The following is a 26,946-nucleotide window of genomic DNA, read 5'->3' as shown; positions in this document are numbered from 1 at the left end:
TTCCTGCAAAAAACTGCTCGTAACCACCTGATATATTATTACCGCATAAATGATAAACACTACTGATCAAACTTGGCTGGGTAAGGATCTTCTTTATCTTTATCCTTACAAGGATGCCGTAGCCATTTTTGCCAACCTTGAGGATCCTCCTGAATATCAATTTCGCTGTCAAAATCCTCCAGCTCGCAACTATCTAACTTCTCTTCAACACTGTGTTTATGGCGTATAAATGATGCCAACTGATCCTGGTCGAAGGTACCTGCAAGGTAGGGATAATTGATAATCATCTCAGCCGCCCCCTGGACTTGAAGCATTGTATTGATTCGACCAAAGAGGCGATCAACCCGTCCATTCCTCTGCTCGTTATCACCAGGAGTCCAGGCGATGCCATAATGATGAACTTGATGGCATTGAAGATGAAGATTCACGCCTTCCTGCAACACAGAGGTTGCTACCAGCACATTAGGGAAGAAAGGTGAATTAAATCCACGAATTAAACGTTCGCGATTTTGTGACTGCCCGCTGGCATACCAACTTGGACTACTCAAGCTAGTGAACTCGCGCCAAGTATATTGAGTATTATCTAGTTTCTGACCAACAATTTTTACGCATAGCGTTTCGAAAGTTTCAATGGCAGCCACAAAATAACGTAGCATCAGTGATCCATTCAATTTTGGGGTGACCCATTCTACAAAATGCTGATATCGCTGCTGGACCTCACCTGTTTGAGGTCGACGGTTGAACTCTGTAAACCAGCAATAGAGCTCAATGATCACAGGGCTGGCAAACAGGTAACCCGTGCGAAGATAGTTGGCAAAGTTCTCAATAATTGCCATACCGTTAGGCTGGTCACGCCACTTAATCAATTGCTCTTTTGCTGGCCGCGACAGCTCATGAAACATCAATCCCCAGGCTGTGGGCAAAGCACTGATATATTTGATTTTCTTAGCTGATGTCGACTGCTGCAGCCGGGCATCTCTCGCGGCATCACCATAGCTATCACGTTGACGTTCACCAGACTCTTTGCGGTAATGATAATGATAGGTCCCGGTCGTACCATCCAATGCAGGCTCAAGAAATAATGAAAAGAGGCTTTCAGGGCGACGGAAACGCAAACTAACGTTGGCGCAGTCGGTACTGCGCAGGCCCGTTTTCTTCATAACAAATAGCTCGGCAATTTTACTTGAAAGCTTTAGCTCGTTATCCGTTTCAGGCTCATCTGTCTCTCCGTCCTCCAGCATATGCTCATCAAAATCGGACTTTTCATTGGATTTTTCCGATAAAAGCTTAACAAAAATATCTCGGGACCAACCCGACTCTCGCCATTCTGCCAGCGCCTTTGCAGGTAGCTGCCAGACATTCATCAATCGCTCAGCCATTATTTCATCATAACGTGCGTTGATGCGCTGAGTAATTTCGCGCACAGATGGTATTCGACGAACAAAAACCAAATGCTTACTACAATGTAGCGGCTGAGACTGCTTGAACGGATCACTGGTAAAGCAGGCCTCTACCAGCGCGTCGTATTTGGGGTGATCTGGAAAGCGGTTATAGATATCGTGAAACTGCCGGGTCAAGCTATTGAGCAGAGCAGAATCCGGCGCGTGGTTGAAGTCATTATGGATTTGTCCCTCTTCATCACTACTATTATCCCGCTCACTTGCGGTACTGCCCGTTGATTCAAACCCTTCAAGATAGCCATATAGCATGCGCCTGCCGCCACCTGCCTTTTTCTCTTTGTCCAGTTGAACCACGAGTTGTTTCTGATATAGAGCAAAAAACAACTCAGCATCCATCTTATTAGTAAAACTGGAAATGCTAGCGCGCTCATGACGATATTCATATTTGCTGTGGCTGCTCTCTCTGCCCTGCATTTTGCGCAGTCTGCGGATGGCAAAATCATTCATCAGCGCACGGACATCATCCTCTGCATAACGTTTTGGCATATCACTGAAGTAGCTAAATATGTCATAAAGATTTCGCGATGCTGAGTGATTAGGGGTTGCCGTCAACAGCAGTACATTGCTCCCCAGCCGGTCCTGCGCATCACCAAAGAAGGCCTGAGCGGCGGCGGCGCGCTGTGATCCGCTTCGGTTACGAAAGTAATGCGCCTCATCTATTATAATTAAGTCAAAACCTTCTTTTCCAAGAGCTTGCTTAATTTGCTGACGATATAACACACCATAAGACGCGGCAGCGTTTAAAGCATCTTTTTTTTCATCTGGAGGGACCAGACCGCTTAGTGAATGGATAGTAGTAAGGTAAAAATGGTGAGAATTTTTCTCCACAGCGGCCGCCAGCTCCGCCAGTCTGCCATGAATTTGTGGGGCATATTTTGTCTTGCCCTCTAAAGAGGTAAAGGCATTATGTTCAGCCCGATAGTGTATCTCTGTGAAAATGCAAAATTCTCTCTCCCAATTATCACAGAGCGTCCTGTTAGGTGCCATAATCAGAATGCGTGCATCAGGTTTTGCCTGCCATAACAACAACATTACTCCCATCGCCTGATAAGTTTTCCCCATGCCGACTTCATCAGCAAGGAGTGCCAATCGTTGTTTATTCAGCAAATTCCACAACCCAGCCACCCCCTCAGCCTGCTTCGCCGCCATGCTGGAAGCACCGGATTGATACTGCCAGTGCATATCAGTCGCATCGAAATTCATCGCGGCTGAAACCTCAACCGGAGTAATGTTCTGTTTTAACTTATTCGCCATAACTACAGTCTTCCCTGATAGCTGCGAGATAACGCAGGCTAGCGGCATCGCTAGTTAGAGGTGGAATTACAACCTGTAGAGACTCCCACAAGTGCACAGCCACAGATATGGCTTCAGCCCCTTGTTTGTGACGGATGCTTTTAACACGCTTTCTTGCCAGAGCGGCCAGAGTGTTAACTTCTTGGGCCAGAAACCAGTTAAATACTGACTGAGTCGGTTGATTTATACGCTCCCTGGCTATTTCAGCCAATTCCTGTAAGCAACCTGGTTCACTGAACAAACGACAATACAGCTGAGTGCCATCGTCCGCGTCTGCTAGCCAGTTGCGCCGTTGTTGGATAGCCTGAAAGAGGCGGAAATAGCTAGTGGCATCTAAATTCATGACTTGCGCCACCCCTTCACTTTGCTCTTCATCCTGCGCTCCAGCACAGCGCAGCATAAGGCGATCACTCAATGCTGGATCCGCTGAATTCAGATAGCTGTTAAGTAAGTCATCTAGCGACTTAAAGCTCAACGCACGCCGGTGTTCAATACCGCTTTCAACGATCATGCCCTGCCAGTCGGTTATTCCAGTTCTACGAAGGGTATAAAAGGGGTTATCCAATACGGCATTGCTTTTTAATACCGTCAATTGCTGCGGCGATTTCAGACCTATACCGGTAGCTTTCCATACCAATTCATTTGCCCCGTTGATACCGGGCAATATCAGTTGATAACCTGACGCAGGCTTACCACCGAACCATTGCCCGGAAATCTGATACTCACATCGAGTCCAGTCAAAAATAACGCTCAGATCGAAAGGTAGAAGTTCATGCGGCTCCAGCGCCTCTTCCTCCAACAATGCTTCACAGGCGAAATTCTCTTCATTAACATCATCCCATTCTTTGCCGCAAATCGAGATGTTACGAGAGACCGGATGCACAATTCCCGCTTCTACATTCCAGTTTGCCTCAGGTAAGCTGCTGCAACCCGGGTTGGTGAAATTCCAGGACCCCACGGCAAGTTGCATACCGGTATTGCTTTTCGCCAGCCAGAGCTTGGCGTGGGTCATCAATGCCCTATCGTCCTTGGGCACTGGAGAGCGATACAAGGTAAGCTTTTTATTTGTAATCATTGCCTGAATACTGTCACTCCATCGAGTGCGGATATAACGTCCCTCAACCAAATCCGGAACCAGTTCTACGAGCACTTCATGCCCAATATTGTCGATAAACCCTGCTAAATCCTCAGCAAGATAAGGCGACCAAACACTGAGTGTATGAATCTCACCGCCGTTTTTTAATGCATCTAGCAGTGTGCAACCAGCCAGACTGTGAATAAATGACCAATCAGGATCATCACCGAGAAACTTGCGACGGGTTGGGAAAAATTCTCCGTCATTCAGACTGTTATCAATTGTGGTAAAAAATCGTTTTACCTGCTGGTATTGGGCATTACTCGCAACACAACGAAAATCCACAGTTTCTTGATTTCGCCCCCACCCACTAAGCGTAAGGTTGGCACTGCCCGCACCCACAATAATCTTTCTGTAGTGATCTTCGAGATAAAATACTTTTGGGTGAAACAGCCCGCGCTCTTTATCCAGATAAGACTCTTCGCTTTGAGCCAGCTTACGCACCGACACCGGATATACCGCAATGGAGGTACGTTTCGGCTTTTCTTTCGCAATCATGCGCGGATCGCAGTAGATGCGGAAATCAATACCACTCTCATTCAGCGCACGCTGCAGACCTTCGTAATCCATACGACTAACGGGCGGGTCCATACCCAACACAGCAGGAAGTACCCACGTTTCAACAAAAGAGATATCCAGATTAAAGGTGGTGAGCCAGACACGTTTCAACAATCCCATATCAGCAATTTGCTTTTTGAAGACATCTAACAGCTTCATGCAGAATGCCCCCATAAACCGTTCAGCAAATGTCTGAACTGTGGTAGATAATAACGGTTTACCCAGTCGCTATTCTGACGATCTTCGCGTAGCGAACATGGTGGTACCTGCAGCAAAATATCATCACCTTCAAGCATGAGCCACGGGAACTGCCCCCTCGTCTCCATTATCTTGTGATGATAATCCAGCAAGCCTCGAACCTGATCTTCCAGCGACGGCATACTGGCCAGTGCTAATAGTTGCCTAAATCGTCTGTCGGGCGTACCGGAAAGCGAGGAAAGGAGCACATCATTTTCCAGAAGCTGAGTCGCCCTTTGTGGCAGATCAAGTTCAGTCAGACCGCGCACCTGCCAGAATTGACGAAATTCTGCCAATGTCTGACTACTCTGTCGGCGTAAGCCTGAAAACATCAGGTCGATCAGGGATAAAAATGGCTCCGCCTGACTGATATGTTGTAACGCCCTAAGGTCACTTTCATTCATTTCAGGCACACTTTTTGCCTCTTGCATGGCACGTTTGAAAACTTCAGCATCTGTAAGCTCTAACTCATCCGAACGCTCCTGCTTGAGTACCCGATAAATAGCACCTGCCGCATATTTATCTAACCCCGTTCTTTGTAGCCAAAATTCCCGCGAATAATCCCCGACCATTTTCGGATCGCGGAATGCCTTTACACACGCCTTTTTTAGGCCGACAGGAATATCTTCGTAAAATGGGTTCAAATCGCGCTTATGCGAAACCTGCATTAGCGATTGCATATAAGTTATGGCCGCTGCATGTAATTCTTTCAGTTCTGGTACATTTCGAATAAATGCCTCTGCGGCTTGCCACACAGGCTTGTTTTCCGGTAGATCATAATGATAATCAGCAGAGAAAAACTGCATTTTCATCATTGGCGATTTATAGCGACCATTGGTACCAAGAGCGATCTGATTAGTCAGTAACTCACTACTTTTTTCATGACCAAAAAATATCTGAGGATTTTTATTTGCAGCGTTCCATTTAGGTCGGGCTTTATTAATACCTTGCACACCAGTGAGAGTGACGCCTCTTTTTTCAGCCGCCAGCATAGAGTAGATATAGATATTTTCCAGATGGATCAGACAGGCAACTCTAAACTCCCGTAATTGCTTTTTGGGATACAGACCTTTCATCGCGCCTGAAGTTTGCAGCTTTTCATCGACCAGTAGCTGGCGCAATACGCTGTGATGCAGCAGATTCAGCGTGTATTGCCGTACATCATTTGCGATAGAAGTAATACGGCTATGAAAGATGTCCTGCCCCCAAGACGACCAGATGACTAATTGCCCAAGCGGATCAACATTCAACTCACCCGTTAGCGAGTCATCGTATTCAGTCAGAAATTTCTCGATGTACATCTCGTTTCGTCAGTCGCTTATGCCCACAGGGCTAACCACACGCAATCTGTGCACTGCGAAAGCCCTTCCATGTTCCACTTTCTTTCCTGGCACTTACCAAATCAGCAAATCAATGGCCGATATTGATAAGTGCTAAAATACAGATAACCAGAAGCTGTAGCTTCTGGTTATCTGGCTGGATTACTCGCTTTCAGGCTCCAGTAAAAAACTAGGTTTACCGTAAGACGAAACAAACAATCCTTTTACCGCGCGCGTTGCAGCCACATGGAGCAACGCTCGTTCATTAAATAATGCATCGCGCTGTTCTACAGGGTCATCAGATGCAATTGCTTTGACTTCCGGCACAACACCATCGTTGATGCCCGCAAGAAACACATACTGGAACTCCAACCCCTTAATGCGGTGCATCGTTGCCATACGCACACCAGGGCGTTGATCACTATCACCACTATCCTGACCTAAATTATAGGTCTCGATTCCAGCATCATTCAGAGCAGAAGCATAACGCTCGTAAGCATGCTTCGTACGAGCGGTAATGCAGATATCCTGGGAACGGACATCATTGGCTAACAACGCCTGAATTTGCTTGATAATCGTCGCAGCCTCTTCTTTAAAATCTGAAGCATGAGTGATCATGGGTTTTTCACCATGAAGCAATGATAAATAATCGTTGCTGGCATCAGTTTCACCATCCAGGTTGTCAACCTTAACGCCGGTTAACAACCCGACAGCAAACTGTCGCGTCTCTTCTGTAGTCCGGTAGTTAATTTTCAGTTTTTTACTACGGCGCCCACGAACGTTAATCCCACACTGACCTAGAACGACTTTATTGCGGTAAATACGCTGATGTCCATCACCCACGATAAAGAGATCGTTAGGAGACTCTGGAACCAGGCTACGAATAAGGGTAAAGGCCGGTGCGCCTATATCCTGAGCTTCATCGACTACGATACTGCTATAAGGCAATTGCACCTGTTTTTCTTTAAACAGAATGATAGCTTCATGCATGGCATCTCCCATCTCTCGCAGTTTGGCTCGCGCCATTTGTGCCCGGAACTCTTCAAACACAGGCCAGATTTTCGCGCGCTGAATACGTGATAACGCCGTGCCACGACCAATACGGCTCACCTTCAGATATTCTTCACGACTGTAAACTGCATTCGGCTGAACAACACGTTGCCACTCTTCAGAATAAAAGTTATCCGGTAATCCCAATTCAGCAGGGACTTGCTGCAAGGCATAGTTCCAGCATTTACGTCTTCCTTCATCGCTGTCATACACCACGCGGAAATCATATCCATGGCGTTTCAGTTGCTCGCTCATCCAGGCATCAATGTTAACAACTTCAATACGCGCCATCTCCTCACGACTACACAAACGCTGGAGGTTGGCGCGAATATCCGCCGCCAGGTTACGGGTGAAGGTTGTGAACAGAACTTTTTTACCGGGTTTATCGGCCAGGCGTTGGGATAACCAACGAGCACGATGCATCGCAACAACTGTTTTTCCCGTGCCTGCACCACCCAATACACGTACCGGACCATTTGCCGGAAACTCCACCAGTTTTCGCTGGCTCGGGTGCAGGAATACACGCCATTTTTCCAGTGGCGCATTGAGCATTTGCAGTAGCTCCTGTTCATTTTCAACGACATGGAAACGACGTTTACTTCGTTCCATCGCCTCAATAAAGTCGTTGGTATCAACAGGCTCATCACGGTGATCGTTAAACTCCTCCAGCACTTCCTGGTAATCCAGACCTTCTGCCAGCCAGTGTAGGGGTTCCCAGGCTTCCGCAGGCATCACACTTTCCAGCTGATTCAGCCCTGCAGTATCTACAAGAGCCATCACTTGCTCAATAAACACAGGAGGAATGCCCAGCGCGAGGATCTGCTCTGCCGTATAAGCAGCAAAGAGTTTGGGTTTATCAACAACGGTCGGCTCGGGGGTAGGTTTGATATAGCTGGTATCAATCACCTGAATCGCACCGGTTACAGGGTGAATCGCACATTCGTGTCGCCGCGCCCAGTCGTAGGCTTCGTCGTGCTTATCCACCCACATCAGCATATACAGAGCACCCTGCTCAGGTTTCAGGACGATCCCCCGGTAGGTTTGGTCAATACGCACAGAATGCACATTATTGCTGCGTGCATCGTGGATCTTTTCGTAGTTCAGCCCATTACTCGTCGGATCCTGGCGGAACTTGGAGATGAATTCCTGGACCTTTTTTTGCTGCGCTTTAGGAATCCGCGCAAAAGCCCCCAGAAAACCATCAGAAAGTGCCACCTTTGGCGTTGGAATCGTCATTTGTCACCTCCGGACAGATGCTGCAATGTATTTTCGTCAATTGGCCCGAAAGCAACGTGCCAACCCTTACTTTCGAATAAAGCAGTAAAGCTCTGATTATCGATAATCAGGGCTTGCTTTTGTAATGGCCAGGCGAGATCGGCTTCCGCAATAATTTCGCCATCGTCATCCTGTAATTCATATCCGACTGTCGGTGCCGGAAGCGATAACGACTGAAGCAAAGCGATTTCTTCTGCGCTCAATAAACCAAACTCAAGTATATCCGCCCAGCTCTCGTCAGGCTGAATATCCACTACCACCGAAGTCTGCATTTTTACCGCTTCAGGCTTCTGCGGTAAATGGACCGCTTTACGGCTGGTGAATGTCATATCTGGCAGGAACTGCAGTAAATTCACCATCCACCAGAAACCATTAAATCCGGCTTCATAGCCATTATCCTGGGGATAACGATCGTCAAAGCAAATATGCAGCCTCAACCAATTTCGCATTTGTTCAATGCTTGTCGTTGATTTAATGGCTTGTTGCGGTACAACAGCTGCCAGCTCAATGAACTGTTGTGATGAACTACAGCTATCCAGTAAACCTCCAAATACAAAAGGTTCATCAGGCAAAAGTGCATTCAACCGATAAGCGGGAGCGTTCTCCTGCATTTCATAGGCATACTTTTGTTTGGCTCCGGTATCCTGCGACTTTTTAGGATCCAGCCACACCCAAGCAAAGGCAGCAGCCATTTTCTGCCATAGCAGAGTTTTATTACCGGGATCAGATAGATAATCGAGTAGCAGTGCAAAACTGTTTCTCTCCCTGAATGAACCTTCAAGCGTAGCAAAGTTTGTATCATGGAACGGGTTATAAAACTTAGGCTGTTTCATATCCGGGTTATGACCAAGCCCCATAACATTCTGTACATGTTTAATACCTTGTTCTTGAAGGTCTGCCCAGGTCACTGTCCATACCCAAAAATTACCGCTGTCTTTAATCGCCTGCCGTTTTTGGACATCATCCGACACGCTATCTTTATGAAAAGCAAAACCATCCAGGAAAAGTGCTACCGGTTTTATCTTTTCTGACTGCATCAGAGGATAGAGCACATAATCTGGTCGGCTAAGGATGCCTACTCCTTCTTTAACCCCTAAATCAACCTGTGCTTTGAGATGCCAGCTCATCGCCGGTTCTGTACGGGTATTAATAATCCAGCCTGCATTCTGATGGGCATAACTCCGGCTCACGAGAAGATTTTTGTTATCCTGCAGGCAGTGAATGAACCGTTTTTCCAGTTCACTCCCCATCATGGCATCAAGCGAAATGTTTTTGATGGAATCAATAACGCGTATAGCAGCACTGGCCTTCAGGATTTTCGCCAGTAAGAGACGCGCCTGATCTCTTGATACATACTTCATACGCCCGCGGTCACGGTAAGCGTAAACACAGCGATAGCAGCCGTCTTTATGCGTATCATGGTTGCAGCTGCATTCCGCTAGCGCCTTGTAAGCCAGCTCAAGTAATTTCAGCAGGTTGTCAGGTGTACGCATCAATTCTTTGAGTGAGCCGGTTCCCCCTGGTACGGTGTCGTAAATCACCAGATACTGACGCCAGGATTCGCCCTCATTTTCCGGCTCGCGATACACCACGCCTTTCAGATGATCCACGTTACCTTTGAAGTAATGTTTAAGCCCAAGCTGAATGGCTGCCCCCAGGGAGGCTTCCACCACGCGATCGTTGCTGTAGCTGGTCACTGGCAGCAGGATACGCAATGCCTCAGATTCCAGTTGGCGATAAAGGTAGAGATAATCTTCAAACTTCGCTTTTTCGGGTTCAGCGCGATATTTACAGCTCAGGTCATGACGTGGTTCATGATCTCGAGGGCGCTGCACCATGCCGCAGCCGAGGCAAACTTTAAACCCGGTGCGTTTCTTTGCCTCTCCTGCGATCATCAGCTCATTGGCATCATCCGCCATTTTGCCAAAGTTGATATCTCGCAGAGTCACTTTGCTCAAAAACTCAAAGCCAAACGGGATTTCTCCTTCATCAATAGCATAAGCTGCCGATACATCCTCTTTTTCGAAGCTGACCAGTAGCTGTCGCTGGAAGAATGCCGGTTCGCGACTATCGCTCTCATCACTGATCTGGCTGTCACGCGCGCTTGAGCGGGCATAAACCTGACGAAGCTTCAGTAATGTCGTTTTTTGCCCGGCATCAGCCCAACCTGGTGTGCCACATTTTGGACAGTATTTATGCTGATCGCCGGTCTGATCGATATTCTCGCTGTAGTTACAGTGGCTGCAAATACGCCAGTTTTCAGGCTCAGACACTTTCAGATCAATCTGTTCGATTTCAACTTTATGCCCACCCGCATAGAAGTTATTCAACGGGGCAAGCTCAGCCAACGCCGTTGAAGCCGGACGTTCGTATTCGTAGGTCGTGTTCTGATACTCACGCGTTTCCCCACCGTCCTTGCGCCGCCACAGCACAGAACGCAGCGTAATACCGGCCTCCGGGAAGGCATAGTTGGGAAGTAATCCTTCATCGGTGAGGAAATTAAGCGTTTGCTTGTTATTGATCTGGTTCACCAGCGTCATTAGCGCCTGACGTTCCGAAGTCAACTCGCGCATATCGCTGTCAAAGTTTTGATCGTGCGGGTCGCTATCCAGCTTGTCGATACTGCGCTTGAGTTTATCAATTCGGGAACGCAACGATTTGCGATCCTCCACCAGCAGTTTTAATGCTTGTTCGATACGTTGAACCAGAGAACGCTGCCCTGGTGCCCCTTGCAAATATGACAGTAACTGTAGACGAGTGTCTTCCGTAAGATCAGGGAAGATGGATGAGAACTGCTGAGCAATATACACATGATGCTGATCAATATAACGCAGGAAGTTATAAGGGAACCCAGACTTGTGTCCAAACTCCAGCTCGTCCAGCATCTGCTTCACGTTTTTGCTGATAGCAGATGCCGGGACGCCGGTTTTCACCCAGTTGTCCATGCAGAATGCAGCCAGCTGACGCTCCAGGATAGCCGTTGCGTTCAGGAACACACCAGGGGCCTGTACCTGCCCTTGCATCATCTCCAGAGGCTCTTCAAAGAAGAACTGATCGTGCGGGTTCCCCTCAGCCACAGTGATGTTAAGTGCATTGCCGTCTTTACGCCCGGCACGACCAATACGCTGTAAGTAATTAGCCTGCGCGGGTGGAACAGAACAGAGTAATACCGTAGAAAGGTCACCCACATCGATACCCATCTCCAGCGTCGGTGTTGCCGAAAGCAGGTTGATATTCCATGGCTGATTACCGCGGTAGAACGATTGTTCCTTAGCCTCACGATCTTCACGGCTCAGTAATCCGGTATGCTCTGCCCCCTGAACACGAGCGATGTCCATATTATCCCAGTGCCAGGTCACTGTATTTTCAGTTTCCTGATAGCGGCCTTCACAGCGCAGAGAAAGACATGGCGCGTTTCGCCAGTGCCACCCCTGATCGGCCGGTGCCCGAACAACCTCACGACAGCAAGAGCAGTTTAGCTGAACAACATCGCGGCTCACCACCAGCGCCGAAGGTACTAGCCCCCATGCTTCTTTGCCTTTTGTATCAAAATCTTTTACCAACCCGGCCATTTTCAGTGCCGCAAACAGACGTCGTAAAACCGTCTCTGCCAGGCTGCTGATAAACAGATTATTACCGTTGCTGAGTGTGCGGTTGATCCAATGCTGATACCAGCTGGGGTTGGATTTCGCACCAATCAATCGATGGAAGCCATTTATTTTTTCAAACGAGGCATAGGCCGGTTTACGCGTTTTCGGACCAATAGATGGCATATAGCGTGAAGTTCGCTCCTTCTGCGTCATCATAAAGGTCTTACCCTCACGACGATAACTTTCGAACGCCGGATGCAGAACAGCTCCCGCCTGCCGCTGATGCCAAAGAACGCCAATCACCAGGTGTGCCACCTGCTCAACGCTGACCCCAACCATTTCATCACCCAGCTCTTCGACAAGCTTTTGGTGAAGCGCCGTTATCGCTGAATTGAAACGTGCAACATCAATTCCTGCAGCTGCGTAACCGGTGGCCTCCAGCGTACGTCCAATTCGTGCGCGTAGGGTAAATTCGCTGTATACCTCCCAGTCGAGACGAAGAGAAACCAGCTCCGGTAAATCGGAACTCTCTGCCAGCTGGCCTTCGTTCTTCAACGTCTGGTAATCGTTCATCCACTGCATGTTGGGCGCGATGAAGCTCGCGGCAAAATGGGCATCATCCGGTGAACGTTCACGCGTCTGCTGGCAGACACGTGCCGCAAAGGCATCCAACGGTAGCGTTTCTTTTTCACCCAACACGCTGGCGATTTGTCCGCGTACCATCAACGGCCAGGTTCGGGCGGTAAAGAAACTGGCGCGGTGTGCGGCATCCTGTACCGAGTCAGAAAACGTAATCAGTTTTTTATGTTCGTTGAACTGGCTGCCATAAAGCTGATGGATCATCACCGCCGACAGGCTGGCTGCCTGTGACCCAAGAATCGAAATACCCTGTTTGCTGTTGCAGTACGGGCATTCGTTGGCAAATTCCAGCTCATCCTTACGCTCTTTGAGCATATCCGGGATAAGTACTTGTAGCAGACCAGTATGGCCACAATGCCCGCACTGCACGTTAGATTGCTTATTGAGCTTTAAACAGGAAGGGCACAGCTTCTGGTAAACACCGCTGACAGGTTTATCGTTGTTATCCGGGAAGGCCAATACAATAGAACGGCCTTTTTCGAAGAACTGACGATAAATACCGTCCAGATCAGTTTCGAGTTGAACGCTCTGACCATGGCGCAGGCTCGCCCACCCGGTAGCATGGCAGTCACGACAGTGAATAACGGGAAGATAATGTTCGCGATCTTCCACCGCGACATCATCAGCAAAAACAAGCTCAGGTGTTTTTGACACGCTGGCAACCAGGCGGCGCATCTCGCGCAACCACAGCTGAGAACGTAGTTGCACAAAAGGCAGTACGGGCCGCGCTTTGTTCACCTGTAGGCGCTTTTCCCGATCTTCCTGTTTTTCTGGAACCTCCAGGCGTGCCTGGGCAATTAGTGCCAGAATGCTTTGCAGCACGCGGGTTGTATGCCCGGCGCTTTCCGCCAGCATCACCTGGAGATTTTCCAGGCACTGCTGTTCCGACAAAATTCCCCCCTGCAAATCCTCAAGGAGTACGTGCAGGATGCTGTGGCGACGTAACAATGAGCCCAACTCAATACGCTTTTCACGTCCGAGATCGCTGTCCAGATCGGCAGGTAATTGCAGTGAACTATCCGGAAACCATAGTGGAATTTGTCCGTTCAGATAATCTACCGGGCTGGCGTACGTTTGCGGATCCAGCGCAGCGCTGACATCCTGGCCCGGATACTGACTGTACTCGATGGTATAACCTTGCAGATATTCCGCCGCCGTGTAGCGATCTTCGCGAATAACCGCGTCATCGCTAAACGGCTGATCAAAGATCGTTTTCGCGTAATCGAGTAGTTGCCCCAGTTCATCACCTACGGTAGCCGACGTCCCCACGCAGGCAAAACGCTTGTCATCGACACCGATATGATGCTTTAAGCGGCGCACCAGGCAGGCCAAATCCGACCCCTGCGCACCATCAAACGTATGCAGTTCATCCACCACCAGATAACGCAGTGACCCTGGCTGGTTATAGCGCCAGAGCTTCTGATCGCCGGGGCGCATCAGCAGGTAATCCAGCATCTTATAGTTGGTCAGCAGGATATCCGGCGGGTTCTCGCGCAGGGTATGTTTGCAGGTGATGACTTTATCCGCAGACATCTTTTTGCTGGGCTCGATTTCACTGTCGCCGACAAACAGCCCGACAGTCACTTTGCCATGCAGCTGCGGATCGCTGACGATGGTTTTAGCGAAACGGCTGGCCTGATCGGTTGCCAGGGCGTTCATTGGATAAATGATGATCGCTTTAACACCGGCCTCTGATGCCCCAGCACAATGGTTAAGCAGCGGGAACATAAAACATTCCGTTTTACCGGAACCCGTCCCGGTCGCCACCAGCGTCGGCTGAGGCGTCTCGATACCCAGGCGTTGGAACGCCTGCGCCTGATGCGCGTGCGGCGGGAACGGCAGCGTCAGGTTGGGAAAGAAATTCAGCGATAAGTCACTTTTACGAAACGGCAGCTGAGCGGAAAGATATGGCCCTTTCAGCAGCGTTTCCGGCTGGGACAGAAATTGCTCCAGCATCGAGACGTTATTATTTTCTTCACCATTAAACAGCGGGCTGTTAAGCGGGAAGGCTGCCCGTAAAAAGGAAGCAACGCTGTCGGCAACCTGCCGACTGACAACAGAAGGCAGCATCACGCGCTCTCCTTATCTTGTGCAAAGAATGCCCAGGCCACTTTGTAATCATCTTCGCGGTCGGGTTTGATAAACGGAGCCTGCCAAGTGACGGTTCGGCGCTCGCCTTCATCGCTGCGGGTATAGTCATCAAAAGTGACGCTGACGGTACCGGCTTGCAGATGCTTGACATCATCCCAGCCGATAGCTTGATCGGTGCAGTCGCCGCCGGTCCAGTCAGGACTATCGACGTTAAAGACAAAGCCATTTTTCAGATCCGCTTTACGCGCGGTACGCGGCAGGCCGACGCCCACCAGCCCTTTGCTTGGGGTAAAAATAATGCGGCCGTTTTGATCGTACCAGGTGTCCGCTTCGTACTGACGCATGACCGGGAACTGAACGCGATAGATGGTGAGCAGTTCTTCGAGAGTTAACCCTAGCGCCTGCGCCACCAGCACGTCGATTTCCACCAACGCCTGACGACGGCTGTAGTCGGAGCGTAAAGCGCAGTTACGCTGCCACTCTGGGGTCAGGTTAGCGAAGAAATCCTGGGGAAGTTGTGGGAGATCGCGGCTCCAGCGCTGGGTGTTGAAGTCTGAGTTATAACAGGATCCCCAGAGAGCTGCATAATCATTTACCAAAGATACCAAACATAGGGCTCGGGTATGCAATGCTTTACGGTAGACAGCTTTAGTTATTAATGGCAGCTGATTAAGCATTGAAATATTAGCATGCCCGGAACCTGTACTTTTAACTCTAAAGTCTAGCGGTAGCGATATAGTCTGACAAAAGAAATCCAAGAGTTCTTTTTGGTTTCTAAAAACTGTACTTAAACAGGTGTGAATATGGCTTACTCCCGGAGGCACGATTGTAGTAATCAGTGTTCTTTCAGATGAGGAACCAATCATTTCGCGATTCACAAAACGATAATAATCCGTCACCTTTCTCGGCTCGTCTTCATCCTGTTCTTTCCACGAAACCCGTGGAGTGCGCTTTGCATACTCCTGGGCAGCACATGCAGGAATGTAGTTAGTGCGCGGCAGATAGTCATCGGGTAGGGTTAACAGGTCCAAACAATCGTAATCGCTGTTTAACGTACAGTTTTTGCGTGGAGTCTTGTAGAACGGCGTTCCAACAAAGAAGTGCGGGCCAGATAAAATCCATTGTGGGGCGTTCTCAGAGAACTGCGTCTTACGTTCAATAGTGCCGTCTTTCTGCTGGTTTGTTTCGTGCCACATTTCCAGAGACAGATACTGCCCCTGCAAATCACCTAATCTCTTCGGCTGATTAGCAAACTTTTCCAGCACAGCAACAAGTTGTTCTGCGTGCAAAGCTGGCAAACGTGCCTGCCAGGCTGGTGTTCCTTCGCTGTCATACAGACGAGCAAATAAAGAGAGCTCCTTCAAACCAACATGAATTAGCCGTGAATGGTGGCCTGAGGTATTCCAGGAAACTTTGATTTTGCCTTCAATTTCCTGCTCATCTTTGATACCAGGAACAGGGCCTGCATTGTTGTGTTCAAAAGAGGCATCAATAGCGCTTACTGCGTAAACATTTGACATATTAATAAAGGACGGCGTTGTATTCTGCGGTCCATATACGTTAATGCTGAACATCGTTGCATGATGCACTTCAGCAAAAAGACTCAATTCGTTATGAAATTGAAAATGTGTCCTCAGCCTCGGATATACCGCCGCACGTAATTGCCCACCTTTCGGGTCATCATAAATCCCTTCCGGGTGCAGGAATCCAGCCACACCTTTCTGCGCCCCTAAGCGCCATGCCTGCGGCAGGAAGCATTTATACAGATTAGTCTGCACACCGCGTAGTACAGGGTAGTTCTGCTGCGCATTCAGGAAGTTTTGCATCCCTTCGCAACCCTCATACTCGTTGCGCCAGGCATTTTCGAGCAGCGGAATTCGATTGAAGGTTTCATGACGCAATGTCGCCAGCTTCGAAGCACTTAATCGACCTAGAACAAACTCCGGCTCGTAATCGCCCAGCACGCCCGCTTCCTGCCATTCGACCTTCAGCCACGGGGGATTTCCGAGCATCAGGTCAAAGCCGCCGCGTTCGGCAAACAGATCGCAGAATTCCAGATCCCAATGGAAGAAACGGTGCTGTTTCTTCAGCGCATCAACAATCGCCAGACGCGGCAAATGGCGGAACAGCACATCGGTTTTCAGGCGACCAGCACCGGAAAACAGCGAAGACTCTTCACGCACCATACCCTCGTCGGCAAACAGATCGCCGGTGGCCTGTTCTGCGGCTTCAGTGACTCTTTCCGTGACGACAATACCATCGAGCAGAGTCTCCATCTCCATCAGCCACATACCGCGATCGGGCAGTTCATCCGCTTTGTCGATCGGCCAGAACCACAGCGCACACCAGTAGTCCATCACCCAGCGCAGTTTCAGATAGGTACTGTTATCTTCGAGGCGGCCGCTGAAGGTTTCATCTTTGCTGCTTAAAGAAGAGCGAGCTTGGTTCGTATTTTCCGCAGGCCAAACCGGATAATTATCGGCGGTTTTCTGGCGCTCAGCTTTCAGCTGCTGACGGAACGTGTTCCAGAGCGCTTCCACTTTGCCGCTGATGCGCTGCACATCGGCAATCTCATGCGGTGCAAAGCTTTTGGTAAACTCTTTGCGCCAGCTGTCCAGCGCTTTGAAATCATCCGGATAGCGCTGTTTGACGGTTTTGTCGCTGTAGTTGGCCATACCGCTATCCGGCAGTAGGAAGTGGAAAATCTGCTTCTCCTCGCGTGGAATATTCATCGCCAGCTCGGCCGGTTCGCTGTTAAGCCAGCTCGGATCTTTCGCTTTTTTGTAGGTCAGCTCGCTCTTGTTGAACACCTGACGCCGCGCCCCAACCAGCGAGTTGCCGCAGTGCAGCTGGTAGCCAAACCACGGCACAAATGCATCGCCGCTGATGGCGTTCAGCCACAGCGACACTTCCGCCAGCTCCACCGCCACCGGGTTTAAGTCCACGCCGAATACGTTGTTGTCGGCAATGTACATCTTCACCCGTTGCAGCTCCTGGGTGTAGCGATCCTGAGGAATGCGGCGACCTTCCGCCTGCTGTTTGTGGAACAGGTAAGCTTCCGCGAGCTGATTGATGGCTTCGTTAAGGAATGCCGCGCTGCCCATCGCTGGTTCGCACACGGTGAGGTTTAATATGGCGTCGGCTTTGGCGTGCGGATCGGTAATCGGATCAATTTGCTCATTAAACAGCTCTTTCAGGGCATACTTGACTAACGAGCGGGTCAGCACTTCTGGAGTGTAGTAAGAAGCGGATTTTTCGCGGTCGCGCCCGGCCATGCGATAGATAAAACTGCCTTTACGGTGAATACGCAGGCTGCCGTCTTTTTCGTAAACCTTCTCATCTTCATTGTATTTGCCGATCTCGTCTTTGCTGACGAAATAGCCCGTCTCCAGCTCGTTAAACTCTTCTCCGGCTTTTTTCACCTCGTAGAGATCGTCGCTGGCGAAGAATCCGCGGTAGGAGAGCAGCGCTTCATACACTGCACCTAACTGGTTGATACCCAATTGGCGATAGGAGATACGCCCCCGGCGATTAAAACGTCCTTTACCCGGGCGGCTTAACGACATCGCCTGAATAATTTGTTGCAGGGTTTCGTTGCGGAACACCACACGGTTAAGAATACGGGTGTTATTCGCTTCAAAAAGATGGCTTTCCAGACGCGGCACGCTGAACTGATGGCTGTGAATAGTGATCCGGTCGCCGCTCTCCAGGTCGCCCTGCATTTTCACGCCGCCGCTGTAGCCGTCACGCACCAGTTTGAACAGCATATTCAGGCTATCGTGAAAGTAGCGCCCGTTGCGATCTTCTTCGCTGGTCAGCGGGATCATCTCCAGATCGCGCAGCGTTTCCAGACTGTATCCCTGCAGATAGGTTTTGGCGGTCATCGGCGCATAGCCCAGTTCCGGGCGCGCTTCGATATAGAACAGGAACAACAGACGATACATATACCGCAGGCATTCGCGGCTCAACTCATCCGGGTTAATAGCACGTTTCCCGGTATAATAAGCCAGCTCGTTGTCGATGAGATAACGCATCGCTTCATTACCCAACAGCTCAATGCTCTCACGCAGGGCATATTTCAGATCTTCCGACACGCCAAACGCATGTTTGTGCGAATTGTCATCCAGCGAGTCGAGGTATGGCGCACCGCTGCCGGGTAACAGCGAGTCTTTGTGTAACAACACCGACGTCGCTTTCAACGTATCCGTTTCACGACGGCTTAAAATTTCTTCAAAATCAAAACGCAGCAGACGGTTTTGCGCCCACTTAGTACGATCCAGCAATAACAGCTGGCGATTGCCAAGCAGCAGTACAAAACGCGGCGGTTCATTTTGCGTGAAGACCACCGTGGAGAGCAGATCCTGCCAGCTACGGTATTCGCCGTTCGCTTTTTTACGCAGACTGTCGCGCTTATGTTTATCGGTATCTGCCGGGAACTGCGCGGTCAGCAGCGACAGCGCCAGTGGATCCAGCGTTCCTTCATCCTGATCATGTGCTTCAACAATCCACAGCCACGGGCTGCCGTCGGTACTGTTGTAACGAGCCAGTACCGGCAAAGGCGTATCGTCATCCAGCATCTGAATGTGCGGATTGAGTTCATAACCCAATGCCTTTAACAGCGGCTGCCAGCGACTGCGCTGATCGGCTAGACGCAGCGGGATCTGGCGCTGTTTTTCATGTTCAGTGAGTTTACGGAAAAACTCTGTAGCCAGGCTGTTAAGCTGGTTCCAAGGCGCGCGGTAGGCCGCCTCAACCTCTTTGCCCTGTTCACGGGCTGCGCGTTCAGCTTCGCGAGCGGCATTTTCCTGGTTAATCCAGGGTTCCAGTACATCGCGAATATCGCTGGTAAAGACTTCGCCCAGATAGTGGTTAGAGTAAAACTCGTTTTCGTTATTAATACCGACCAGCGCCATGATTAGCCCTCCGCTCCGGTGATTACAGCAATAACCTGGATGTATGGCTCTTTTTCGGTGGTCATGGTGTCCTCAATCCATTGGATGTAGCTGTCAAAATTGTGTTCGATTTCGCGCTGACGTTGTTCTTTGCGGCTCTGTTTCACTGAAAGCTGCTGTTTATTATCGGCAAAATCCAGCTCCAGTTGACTCAACTGACGCCCACGCAGAACGTCCAGCTTTTGCAGATGCTCATTGAGCTGCTGATTGATATGCTCCTCAAAAGCATTTCGATCGTGAACAAACACATCCCGCGCATGGGCGATTGCCGCTTCCAGCAGATCCTGCTGACGCTGGTGGTTACGATCTTTACCACCACTGTTAGTCAGTTTGCTTCTCAATTGCGGATGTCGTTTCAGGAACTCAGCAAAGGGCAGGCTACCGCTTAACGTTTCGCGGTTAAAGCTCACCACCAGCCACGGGTTCACCATCGGGTGCGACTTACGGTTCGGGAAAAGCCCGGAAAGGATGAAGTGATCCTCATCAGGCTCAAACAGGTGCGGCAGGCGCATCACCGGTGCCTGGTGGCGACCAAAGGCGGACTGAATTTTGTCGTCTAACCACTGCACGACCGGGTTAATTTGCCAGAGATACTGCACATCGGGCCAGGCATGTTGCTCACCGCGCGCACGCGAAATGGCTTCCGTGATAACGGTTTTGTCCTGGCTTAGATAAAGCTGCCAGTTTTCCGGCGCAATTTCCGGCGGTAACTGGTTAAAGCGACGGCGTAACTCCTCCGGTGCGACCAGCGATAAGGTATTATCAGGCAAGGTATCGTATTGCACGGTCTGGCCGCAGGCCTTCAGATAGCCTAGCGCTTTTTCGCAGTATGCCTGCTCAGTATCAAACAGACTAATATCGCTTTCGGTCACGGTCGAAGCATCGCTGGACACTACGCTACAGATTTCGCCAAACAGGTCGTTTCCAGTATTTTCAGTGACATGGCTATTCAATAGATCATCGAACAGGCTGGCGCCATCGTCCTGCATCATGAATTCAGCAACCTGCTCTTCTTCCTCTTCCTGCGTAAATTTGCCAGTAAATTCGGAGCTGTCACCGATATTCTTCTGCGCCTGTTCGTCTTTATTGATCAGCACTTCCAGCACGCGCATATCACCGTTGATCTGCGGTTCACTGGCTTCAGTCAGCAAGTAACGGATCTGTGGCTGGTGTTTTTGTCCGTAGCGGTCAATACGTCCGTTACGCTGCTGGAATACCATCAGCGACCACGGAATATCGAAGTGAATCATTTTATGGCTGAGGTGGTGCAGGTTGATACCTTCAGACGCGACATCCGAGCAGATTAGCAGGCGCAGCGGAGACTGGTTTTTGCCAAACGCTTCAACGGTTTCCATCAAAACTGTATCGCCCTGATCGCCTCGCAACGTGGCAATTTGATCATCTTTCAGCTTAAGATCGAAACGCAGTTGCTGCTCAAGGAACTCGAGAGTTTTGATACTCTCGGTAAAGATCACCAGACGATCTTCCGTGTTATTCGCTTTCCAGCGAAGATCGTTACGGATGGTCTCCAGCAACAACTGATACTTGCTGAACTGACTGGCATCAATATTATTGAGTGCCAGCAGCAGTGACTCTAATTCGTTAATCTGGCTCTGACTGCTTATTTCTTTGCGGTTCTCAAGCCGCTTCACGCGGTTAGCCACCACGCTGGCACATGCCATTGGGCTGGAGAATAACGCTTTTTCGAGCGTGATTTTAAACAGGCGGCCTTTGTTTAACTGCGAGTCTTCATCATCGTCGTCACGGAACTGACTCTCAACCAGACGACGATAAGCTTCCTCTTCGGCCCCGGTCGCCGGGTGCGTGAGTTTGACGATATTACGTTCCGGAAACTCGCCAGACATCTGATCTTTTACGTCTTTTTTAAAGCGACGCACGACCAGATTTTTATCGGCAAAATCGGCGTATTCATACTCTTTCGGATTGGCAATGGCCGTCGGGTCGAGCATGTTCATAAGGCTGGCAAAACTTTCAGCCTTACCGTCATGCGGCGTGGCCGAGAGCATAATCAGCGTATCGCTGCGCCCGGCAAGTAATTTTGCCAGTTTGCTGCGCAAGGAGCTGATTCCACGTTCAGCGACATTATGCGCTTCATCGATAACAATGATATCCCACCAGGCGTTTTCTAGGTGGTGGCGATATTCGATGTCCTGTTTCAGGGTATCGATGGAGATAATGGTCTTATCGAAATAATGGAACGGGTTGTGGTTGGTTGGGATGCGGTTACGTACCTTTTGCAAGCCAGCAGAGTCAAGCCGCGTCAACGGAATAGCAAAACGGCTCCAGAACTCTTTCTGGAATTGCGTGAGCATGGATTTAACTGCCAGCACCAGAATGCGTTTGCCACGTCCACGGCGAATCAGCTCTGAAACCAGAATACCGGCTTCCAGCGTTTTACCCAGCCCTACCGCATCAGCAATTAATATCCGCTGGCGCGGCTGCGCCAGCGCCATACGCGTGGGATCGAGCTGAAAGGGCATGGAGTCCATCGCAGCCTGATGTCCAAAATGGACTTTGCTGTCAGTCGGTACGCGTTGGCGTAGTTGGCTCTCTATGTACAACTGAGACGCCTGGTAATTGGCTGACTCATCTTCCACTAGGTTTGTTTTTGCTGGATCAAGAATCTCGACTTTTTGCTCCAGCTTCGTCAGAAACAGCCCTTCTTTACCGCGTACCAGCTCCGAAATGCCATCACAGGTCAGCAGATTGCCACCATCTCCACTGTCATCCGCCCGGCGAATGCGCCACTCTGCATCACGAATAACCACCCGCATTCCAGGTGCATAATTTTGCTTATTCATCGGTTTTTCTGTCTGTATGAGGCAGTGGTGATAACACTATCCCGAGCGATATGTCGCTGCACACTGCGATAAAAAAGAGGGCTTTAAAGATAACATGAAGGGTGGCGTCAGGAGGGATAAAATGGAATGTAATACGCAGAAATTATTTAGAAATTTCAAATATCAACAATTAAAAAATGAGCCAGTTCAACCCAATCTCACTAGGTCGGTAGGGGAGTATCCGTTGGATCTGCGATGATATAACTCTTCAACCCATTATTTTGTACTATAACCAATGCCCTGCATGTTGCCAGGCGCTCGACCTGATTTGGTATTCGTTCTGAAAAATCGAAGAATGTGTCACCTGTACAAATCTAGTAACTCAGTCCCATATCGAGCAAAACATAATATTCACTGCCATCATTGTCAGTTCACGTCTGCGATTCACGAGGCTAGTTTTTACTGATGAAGGCCAATCGTTGTTCATGTCTCAAAACAATATTTCCAGTAAAGATCAACAACCCGCCTCCTTAGCAAATCCTGTCGATTTGCTTTAATTCAACAGAGATGGCAAGCCCTTCACTCGACATTGCCTCGATTAATTTTTGCATAGTCAAACGGCGTAATCCCCTTCTCCCGGTTCGCATCAAGGAAATCCGCCCACCACTGCAACATCAGCTTGCGCTCATCCAGATGCCCCGCTTTAGGGATATACGCCGCCCTCACCGAATTGCGTTCCATATGGCTCATCTGCCTTTCCACAGCATCCTTCAACCATAGTCCTGACTCAATTAACGAACTACAGGCCATTGTGCGGAAGCCGTGACCGCAAACCTCAACTTTAGTGTCATAGCTCATCACCCGTAGCGCACTGTTTACGGTATTCTCGCTCATGGGCTTACGCGGATCGTGATCGCCAATAAAAATCAGCTCATGTTCGCCACAGAACTGTTTTATCTGCTTCAGGATCGCCATCGCCTGCTTTGAAAGTGGCACCAGATGCGGTGTACGCATCTTTGAACCTCTCTGAGAATGTTTCACATCAGCAATTAGCTCTCGCTCAGGCGGGATGGTCCACATTGACATTCAAAATCGATTTCTGACCAGCGAGCAAAACGCAGCTCATTGGATCGAATAAAGATAAGCAGAGTGAGTTTTGTCGCCCAGCGGGTTAACGGCCTGCCGGTATAACTGTCTATTTTCTGAAGTAATTCAGGGATGCGTTTTAACTCCAGCGCCGGACGATGTTGTCGGTTACTGGAAACAATCGCCCCAGCCATCTCTTGTGCCGGGTTATAATCAATTAACTCACTTTGCACTGCATAACGCATGATGGCCGTAGTGCGTTGTTGGAGACGAGAAGCCATATCAAGACGTCCAGACATCTCTACGGCTTTAATTGGTGCTAATAAATCGCGAGTTTTTAACTCAGTAATATTACGTTCACCAATCGCTGAGAAGAGATTATCTTCCAGGCTTTTTAGCACACGATGAGCATGATCTTCAGACCACTTTTTATTGGTGCCATGCCACTCGATCGCCACTTCTTTGAAGGTACGTGATTTACTCTGTTCAACCTTATCATTTTTCTTTTTGCCTCCCGGATCGAGACCATTCGCTAGCAACTTACGCGCTTCGTCACGACGTGCTCTGGCATCCGCCAGTGTGATTTTAGGATAAACCCCAAGTGCCAGCATCTTTTGCTTGCCGTCAAAACAGTACTGCAAACGCCAGTACTTAGAACCATTAGGATGGACAAGAAGGTGCATGCTGCTGCCATCGGTCAGCTTATGTTGCTTATCCGTTAGCTTGGCTGTTCTGACTTTGATATCTGTTAGAGCCATGCTTATCTCCTCCCTGGTGGTACAAGCATTATCGAACCGGAAATACCATTATGTGTACCAACATCGTTTGGTAGATGTACGTTGAAGTCGGCTGGCTTTGAGAGAGTTAATATAGCGGGAATGAAGGGTAGATATTGACTTTGAGACACAAAAAAAGCCGCTTATGAGCGACTTAGCTGTAACCTTTGGTGCCGAAGGCCGGACTCGAACCGGCACGTATTTCTACGGTTGATTTTGAATCAACTGCGTCTACCGATTTCGCCACTCCGGCATGGATAAGGATACGGAAAACGCTGGCGATTATACCGTTACCCGTGGGGTGTGCAACCGCTATTGAGCAGTGCGTGCGCTGAGCGTTGAAAAAAACAGCGTCATCATCGCCTCTGAAACCAGAACACTCTCAATCTGCATGGCCCTGCCCGCTTCTCCGGAACTTTCTGAGATCCTGTGCCTCTTATCCTGCATTATCGGCGTCTGAAAGACGGAACCATGAGGTTACACATGAGTAAATCAATGCAACGCGGCGTTTGGGCATGGGGTATGGCAGCAGCACTGGTCGCGGGCAGCGCATCGGCGGCGAGCTGGCAGGATCAGCTGAGCAGCGCTGCTTCTCAGCTCTCGCAGCAGCAAAACAGCAATACCACCACCAGCAGCAACGGCGCGCAGAGCGGCGGGCTGTCGCTCTCCACGCTGACCGGCCTGCTGAACGGCGGCGATAAAGCGGTAAGCGCCAGCAATATGACCAACGCGGCGGGCGTGATGGAGTACTGCGTGCAGCATAACGTGGTGGATAACAACGTGAAGTCGGTGAAAGAGCAGGTGCTGAGCAAACTCGGCCTGAGCAGTCCGGCGGCGCAGGAGCAGAAAACCGATTATCAGCAGGGTATCGCGGGCCTGCTCAACACCGGTAACGGCCAGCAGCTTAATCTGCAGAGCCTGAGCAACTCGCCAATGGGTGAGAAGCTTAAAACCAAAGCGTGTGATGTGGTGCTGAAGCAGGGTAAAAAATATATCGGCATGTAATCAGCGCCGTGTGCCGGGGCGCTGTCCCGGCCTTATCGTGCTGATGAATGAGATTTTTTATGGCCGGATGCGTACGCTGCTGGCCTCCCCATGTTTTTCCGGGCGTCCTGACGCTATAGTGAGATTTTGCAGCAAACAGGACAGCGCGCATGAAAGGCATCAACATAGCGATTTACTTCGATCCCGATCTGATTCGACTCTGCGTACATGAGCAGGATGACAGCTACCTCAACCAGACTTTTCAGTATGACGACAGCGTCATTGAAGAGATCTATCAGTGGCTGGAACAGTACACGCCAAAGCGCACCCATATCTGTCTGATTGAGCACGACACCGCCGATATCCTCGCCGATGAGCTGACCGATAACGGCTATCACGTTCATCAGGTGAGCCAGCATGACCTGCTGAGCTGGTTCGCCAGCGAGCCGCCTGCTACGCCGGATGGATCGCCGGTGCGCGCCCTGCTGCGCTATCTCGAGAGCGAACGCCCGGCGGAGTATGAGTCGCGCACGCCGCAGATCGAAGCGCTGATGGATCTGCTGGATGAACTCGATGCGCTGGAGGGCGTGGATGAGGTTGAGGATGAAGATGGCCTGCCGGACAACGTGCTGCGCCTGATGAAACAGAAAAAAATCAGCGCTGAAGATGCCGCGCAGCGCCTGCTGCCGGATGTTAATGAGCGCATCCGCGAACACCTTATCAGCTACCCTGAACTGATGACGCCCGAGCTGCTGGAAGATTTTTTCCCCGAGATGATCGAAGCGCTCGACACGCCCAAGCACTGAGTAATACGTCCTGTCGCAGGGCTGCGCATGCGGCCCTGCCCTGCGGAGATGCATCATGCTGGAACTCTTCAAAGCGATAGGCCTCGGACTGGTGGTGATCCTGCCGCTGGCAAACCCTCTGACGACCGTGGCGCTGTTTTTAGGGCTGGCGGGCGAGATGAATTTTCAGGAGCGTAACCGTCAGGCCCTGCAGGCGTCGGTCTATGTGTTTCTGATCATGATGGTCGCCTGGTACGCCGGTAACGCGGTGCTGCACACGTTTGGCATCTCGATTCCCGGCCTGCGCATGGCGGGCGGGCTGATCGTCGCCTTTATCGGCTTTCGCATGCTGTTTCCGGCAAAGCCGGTCGGCCATTCGGTAGAAGCGCGCCATAAAAAAGATGAGCAGGATGCCAGCGACGATCCGCGCGAGACGGTGAATATCGCCTTTGTGCCGCTGGCGATGCCCAGCACCGCCGGTCCGGGTACCATTGCGATGATCATCAGCTCAGCCTCAACGGTGAAAGCCGGCGTCGATTTTCCCGCCTGGGTGGTGATGGTCGCCCCGGTGCTGACTTTCCTGGTCGTGGCGCTGATTTTATGGATTTCCCTGCGCAGCTCCGGCGCGATTATGAAGCTGGTGGGTAAAGGCGGCATTGAAGCGATTTCGCGCCTGATGGGTTTTCTGCTGGTCTGTATGGGCGTGCAGTTTGTGATTAACGGCGTGCTGGAAGTGGTGCGCACGTTTCATTGAGTTTTGTGCGGATATCGGCCGGGGCGCCATTAATGGCGTCATTAAATCACGTGCGGATATCGGCCAGGGCGCCATTAATGGCGTCATTAAATCACGTGCGGAAATCGGCCAGGGCGCCATTAATGGCGCCCCTACGGGGGATGGATATTATTGAATGTCGT

10 protein-coding genes, 1 tRNA gene and 2 pseudogenes are annotated in these 26,946 nt (G+C 50.1%); 3 read left to right on the top strand and 10 right to left on the bottom strand.

From position 1 onward, the window contains the following. Positions 1-59 precede the first annotated feature (59 nt). The 10 genes and pseudogenes from B3041_RS12690 to B3041_RS12650 all read right to left on the bottom strand — a co-directional run bounded on the left by B3041_RS12690 (position 60) and on the right by B3041_RS12650 (position 24,515). On the bottom strand, positions 60-2,714 hold the full coding sequence (locus B3041_RS12690; RefSeq protein WP_292975313.1) for a DEAD/DEAH box helicase family protein: 2,655 nt from the start codon (positions 2,712-2,714) through the stop codon (positions 60-62). After that, a complete protein-coding gene (locus B3041_RS12685; protein ID WP_292975310.1) occupies positions 2,704-4,605 on the bottom strand; it encodes a hypothetical protein in 1,902 nt (633 codons plus the stop codon). Before B3041_RS12685 ends, B3041_RS12690 begins: the two co-directional genes overlap by 11 nt. Continuing rightward, on the bottom strand, positions 4,602-5,984 hold the full coding sequence (locus B3041_RS12680; RefSeq protein ID WP_292975307.1) for a hypothetical protein: 1,383 nt from the start codon (positions 5,982-5,984) through the stop codon (positions 4,602-4,604). The genes B3041_RS12685 and B3041_RS12680 overlap by 4 nt, the downstream gene beginning before the upstream one ends. A gap of 180 nt (positions 5,985-6,164) precedes the next feature. Beyond that, a complete protein-coding gene (locus B3041_RS12675; RefSeq protein WP_292975303.1) occupies positions 6,165-8,288 on the bottom strand; it encodes an ATP-dependent helicase in 2,124 nt (707 codons plus the stop codon). After that, positions 8,285-14,626, bottom strand: a complete 6,342-nt coding sequence (locus B3041_RS12670) for a DEAD/DEAH box helicase (RefSeq protein ID WP_292975657.1) — start codon at positions 14,624-14,626, stop codon at positions 8,285-8,287. Before B3041_RS12670 ends, B3041_RS12675 begins: the two co-directional genes overlap by 4 nt. Beyond that, the gene (locus tag B3041_RS12665) at positions 14,626-19,560 is read right to left on the bottom strand and encodes a class I SAM-dependent DNA methyltransferase (RefSeq protein WP_292975301.1); all 4,935 of its coding nucleotides are present in this window, start codon (positions 19,558-19,560) and stop codon (positions 14,626-14,628) included. The genes B3041_RS12670 and B3041_RS12665 overlap by 1 nt, the downstream gene beginning before the upstream one ends. Before the next feature lie 2 nt (positions 19,561-19,562). Then, positions 19,563-22,421, bottom strand: a complete 2,859-nt coding sequence (locus B3041_RS12660) for a DEAD/DEAH box helicase (protein ID WP_292975298.1) — start codon at positions 22,419-22,421, stop codon at positions 19,563-19,565. Positions 22,422-22,621: 200 nt separating this feature from the next. Continuing rightward, positions 22,622-22,831 (bottom strand): annotated as a pseudogene (locus tag B3041_RS16915) (hypothetical protein); the annotation flags it as partial. A 148-nt stretch (positions 22,832-22,979) separates the two neighbouring features. Beyond that, positions 22,980-24,244: pseudogene (locus tag B3041_RS12655) on the bottom strand (tyrosine-type recombinase/integrase). Positions 24,245-24,430: 186 nt separating this feature from the next. After that, positions 24,431-24,515: transfer RNA gene (locus B3041_RS12650), tRNA-Leu, on the bottom strand. Between the two features lie 230 nt (positions 24,516-24,745). On the opposite strand from B3041_RS12650, the gene B3041_RS12645 reads away from it, so the two are divergent. The 3 genes from B3041_RS12645 to B3041_RS12635 all read left to right on the top strand — a co-directional run bounded on the left by B3041_RS12645 (position 24,746) and on the right by B3041_RS12635 (position 26,785). Further along, entirely contained in the window at positions 24,746-25,267 is a 522-nt protein-coding gene (locus tag B3041_RS12645) for a DUF2501 domain-containing protein (RefSeq protein WP_414692384.1), read from the top strand. 149 nt (positions 25,268-25,416) lie between these two features. Then, positions 25,417-26,052 (top strand): hypothetical protein, encoded by a 636-nt coding sequence (locus tag B3041_RS12640; RefSeq protein WP_065650242.1) that lies wholly within the window; start codon positions 25,417-25,419, stop codon positions 26,050-26,052. Positions 26,053-26,107: 55 nt separating this feature from the next. Then, positions 26,108-26,785: a MarC family NAAT transporter gene (locus B3041_RS12635; protein WP_065650243.1), complete on the top strand. Its 678-nt coding sequence runs from the start codon at positions 26,108-26,110 to the stop codon at positions 26,783-26,785. The last annotated feature ends 161 nt before the right edge of the window (positions 26,786-26,946 follow it).

The sequence above is a fragment of the Pantoea sp. UBA4549 genome (assembly GCF_002387285.1).
In the GTDB taxonomy this organism is placed as follows: domain Bacteria; phylum Pseudomonadota; class Gammaproteobacteria; order Enterobacterales; family Enterobacteriaceae; genus Pantoea; species Pantoea borealis.
This window is presented reverse-complemented; position numbering and strand designations above follow the sequence as displayed.

Coding starts and splice junctions, on each gene's coding strand:
- B3041_RS12685 (WP_292975310.1), bottom strand. CDS start 4,605: ATGAAGCTGTTAGATGTCTTCAAAAAGCAAATTGCTGATATGGGATTG.
- B3041_RS12645 (WP_414692384.1), top strand. CDS start 24,746: ATGAGTAAATCAATGCAACGCGGCGTTTGGGCATGGGGTATGGCAGCA.
- B3041_RS12640 (WP_065650242.1), top strand. CDS start 25,417: ATGAAAGGCATCAACATAGCGATTTACTTCGATCCCGATCTGATTCGA.
- B3041_RS12670 (WP_292975657.1), bottom strand. CDS start 14,626: ATGCTGCCTTCTGTTGTCAGTCGGCAGGTTGCCGACAGCGTTGCTTCC.
- B3041_RS12675 (WP_292975303.1), bottom strand. CDS start 8,288: ATGACGATTCCAACGCCAAAGGTGGCACTTTCTGATGGTTTTCTGGGG.
- B3041_RS12665 (WP_292975301.1), bottom strand. CDS start 19,560: ATGGCGCTGGTCGGTATTAATAACGAAAACGAGTTTTACTCTAACCAC.
- B3041_RS12680 (WP_292975307.1), bottom strand. CDS start 5,984: ATGTACATCGAGAAATTTCTGACTGAATACGATGACTCGCTAACGGGT.
- B3041_RS12690 (WP_292975313.1), bottom strand. CDS start 2,714: ATGGCGAATAAGTTAAAACAGAACATTACTCCGGTTGAGGTTTCAGCC.
- B3041_RS12635 (WP_065650243.1), top strand. CDS start 26,108: ATGCTGGAACTCTTCAAAGCGATAGGCCTCGGACTGGTGGTGATCCTG.
- B3041_RS12660 (WP_292975298.1), bottom strand. CDS start 22,421: ATGAATAAGCAAAATTATGCACCTGGAATGCGGGTGGTTATTCGTGAT.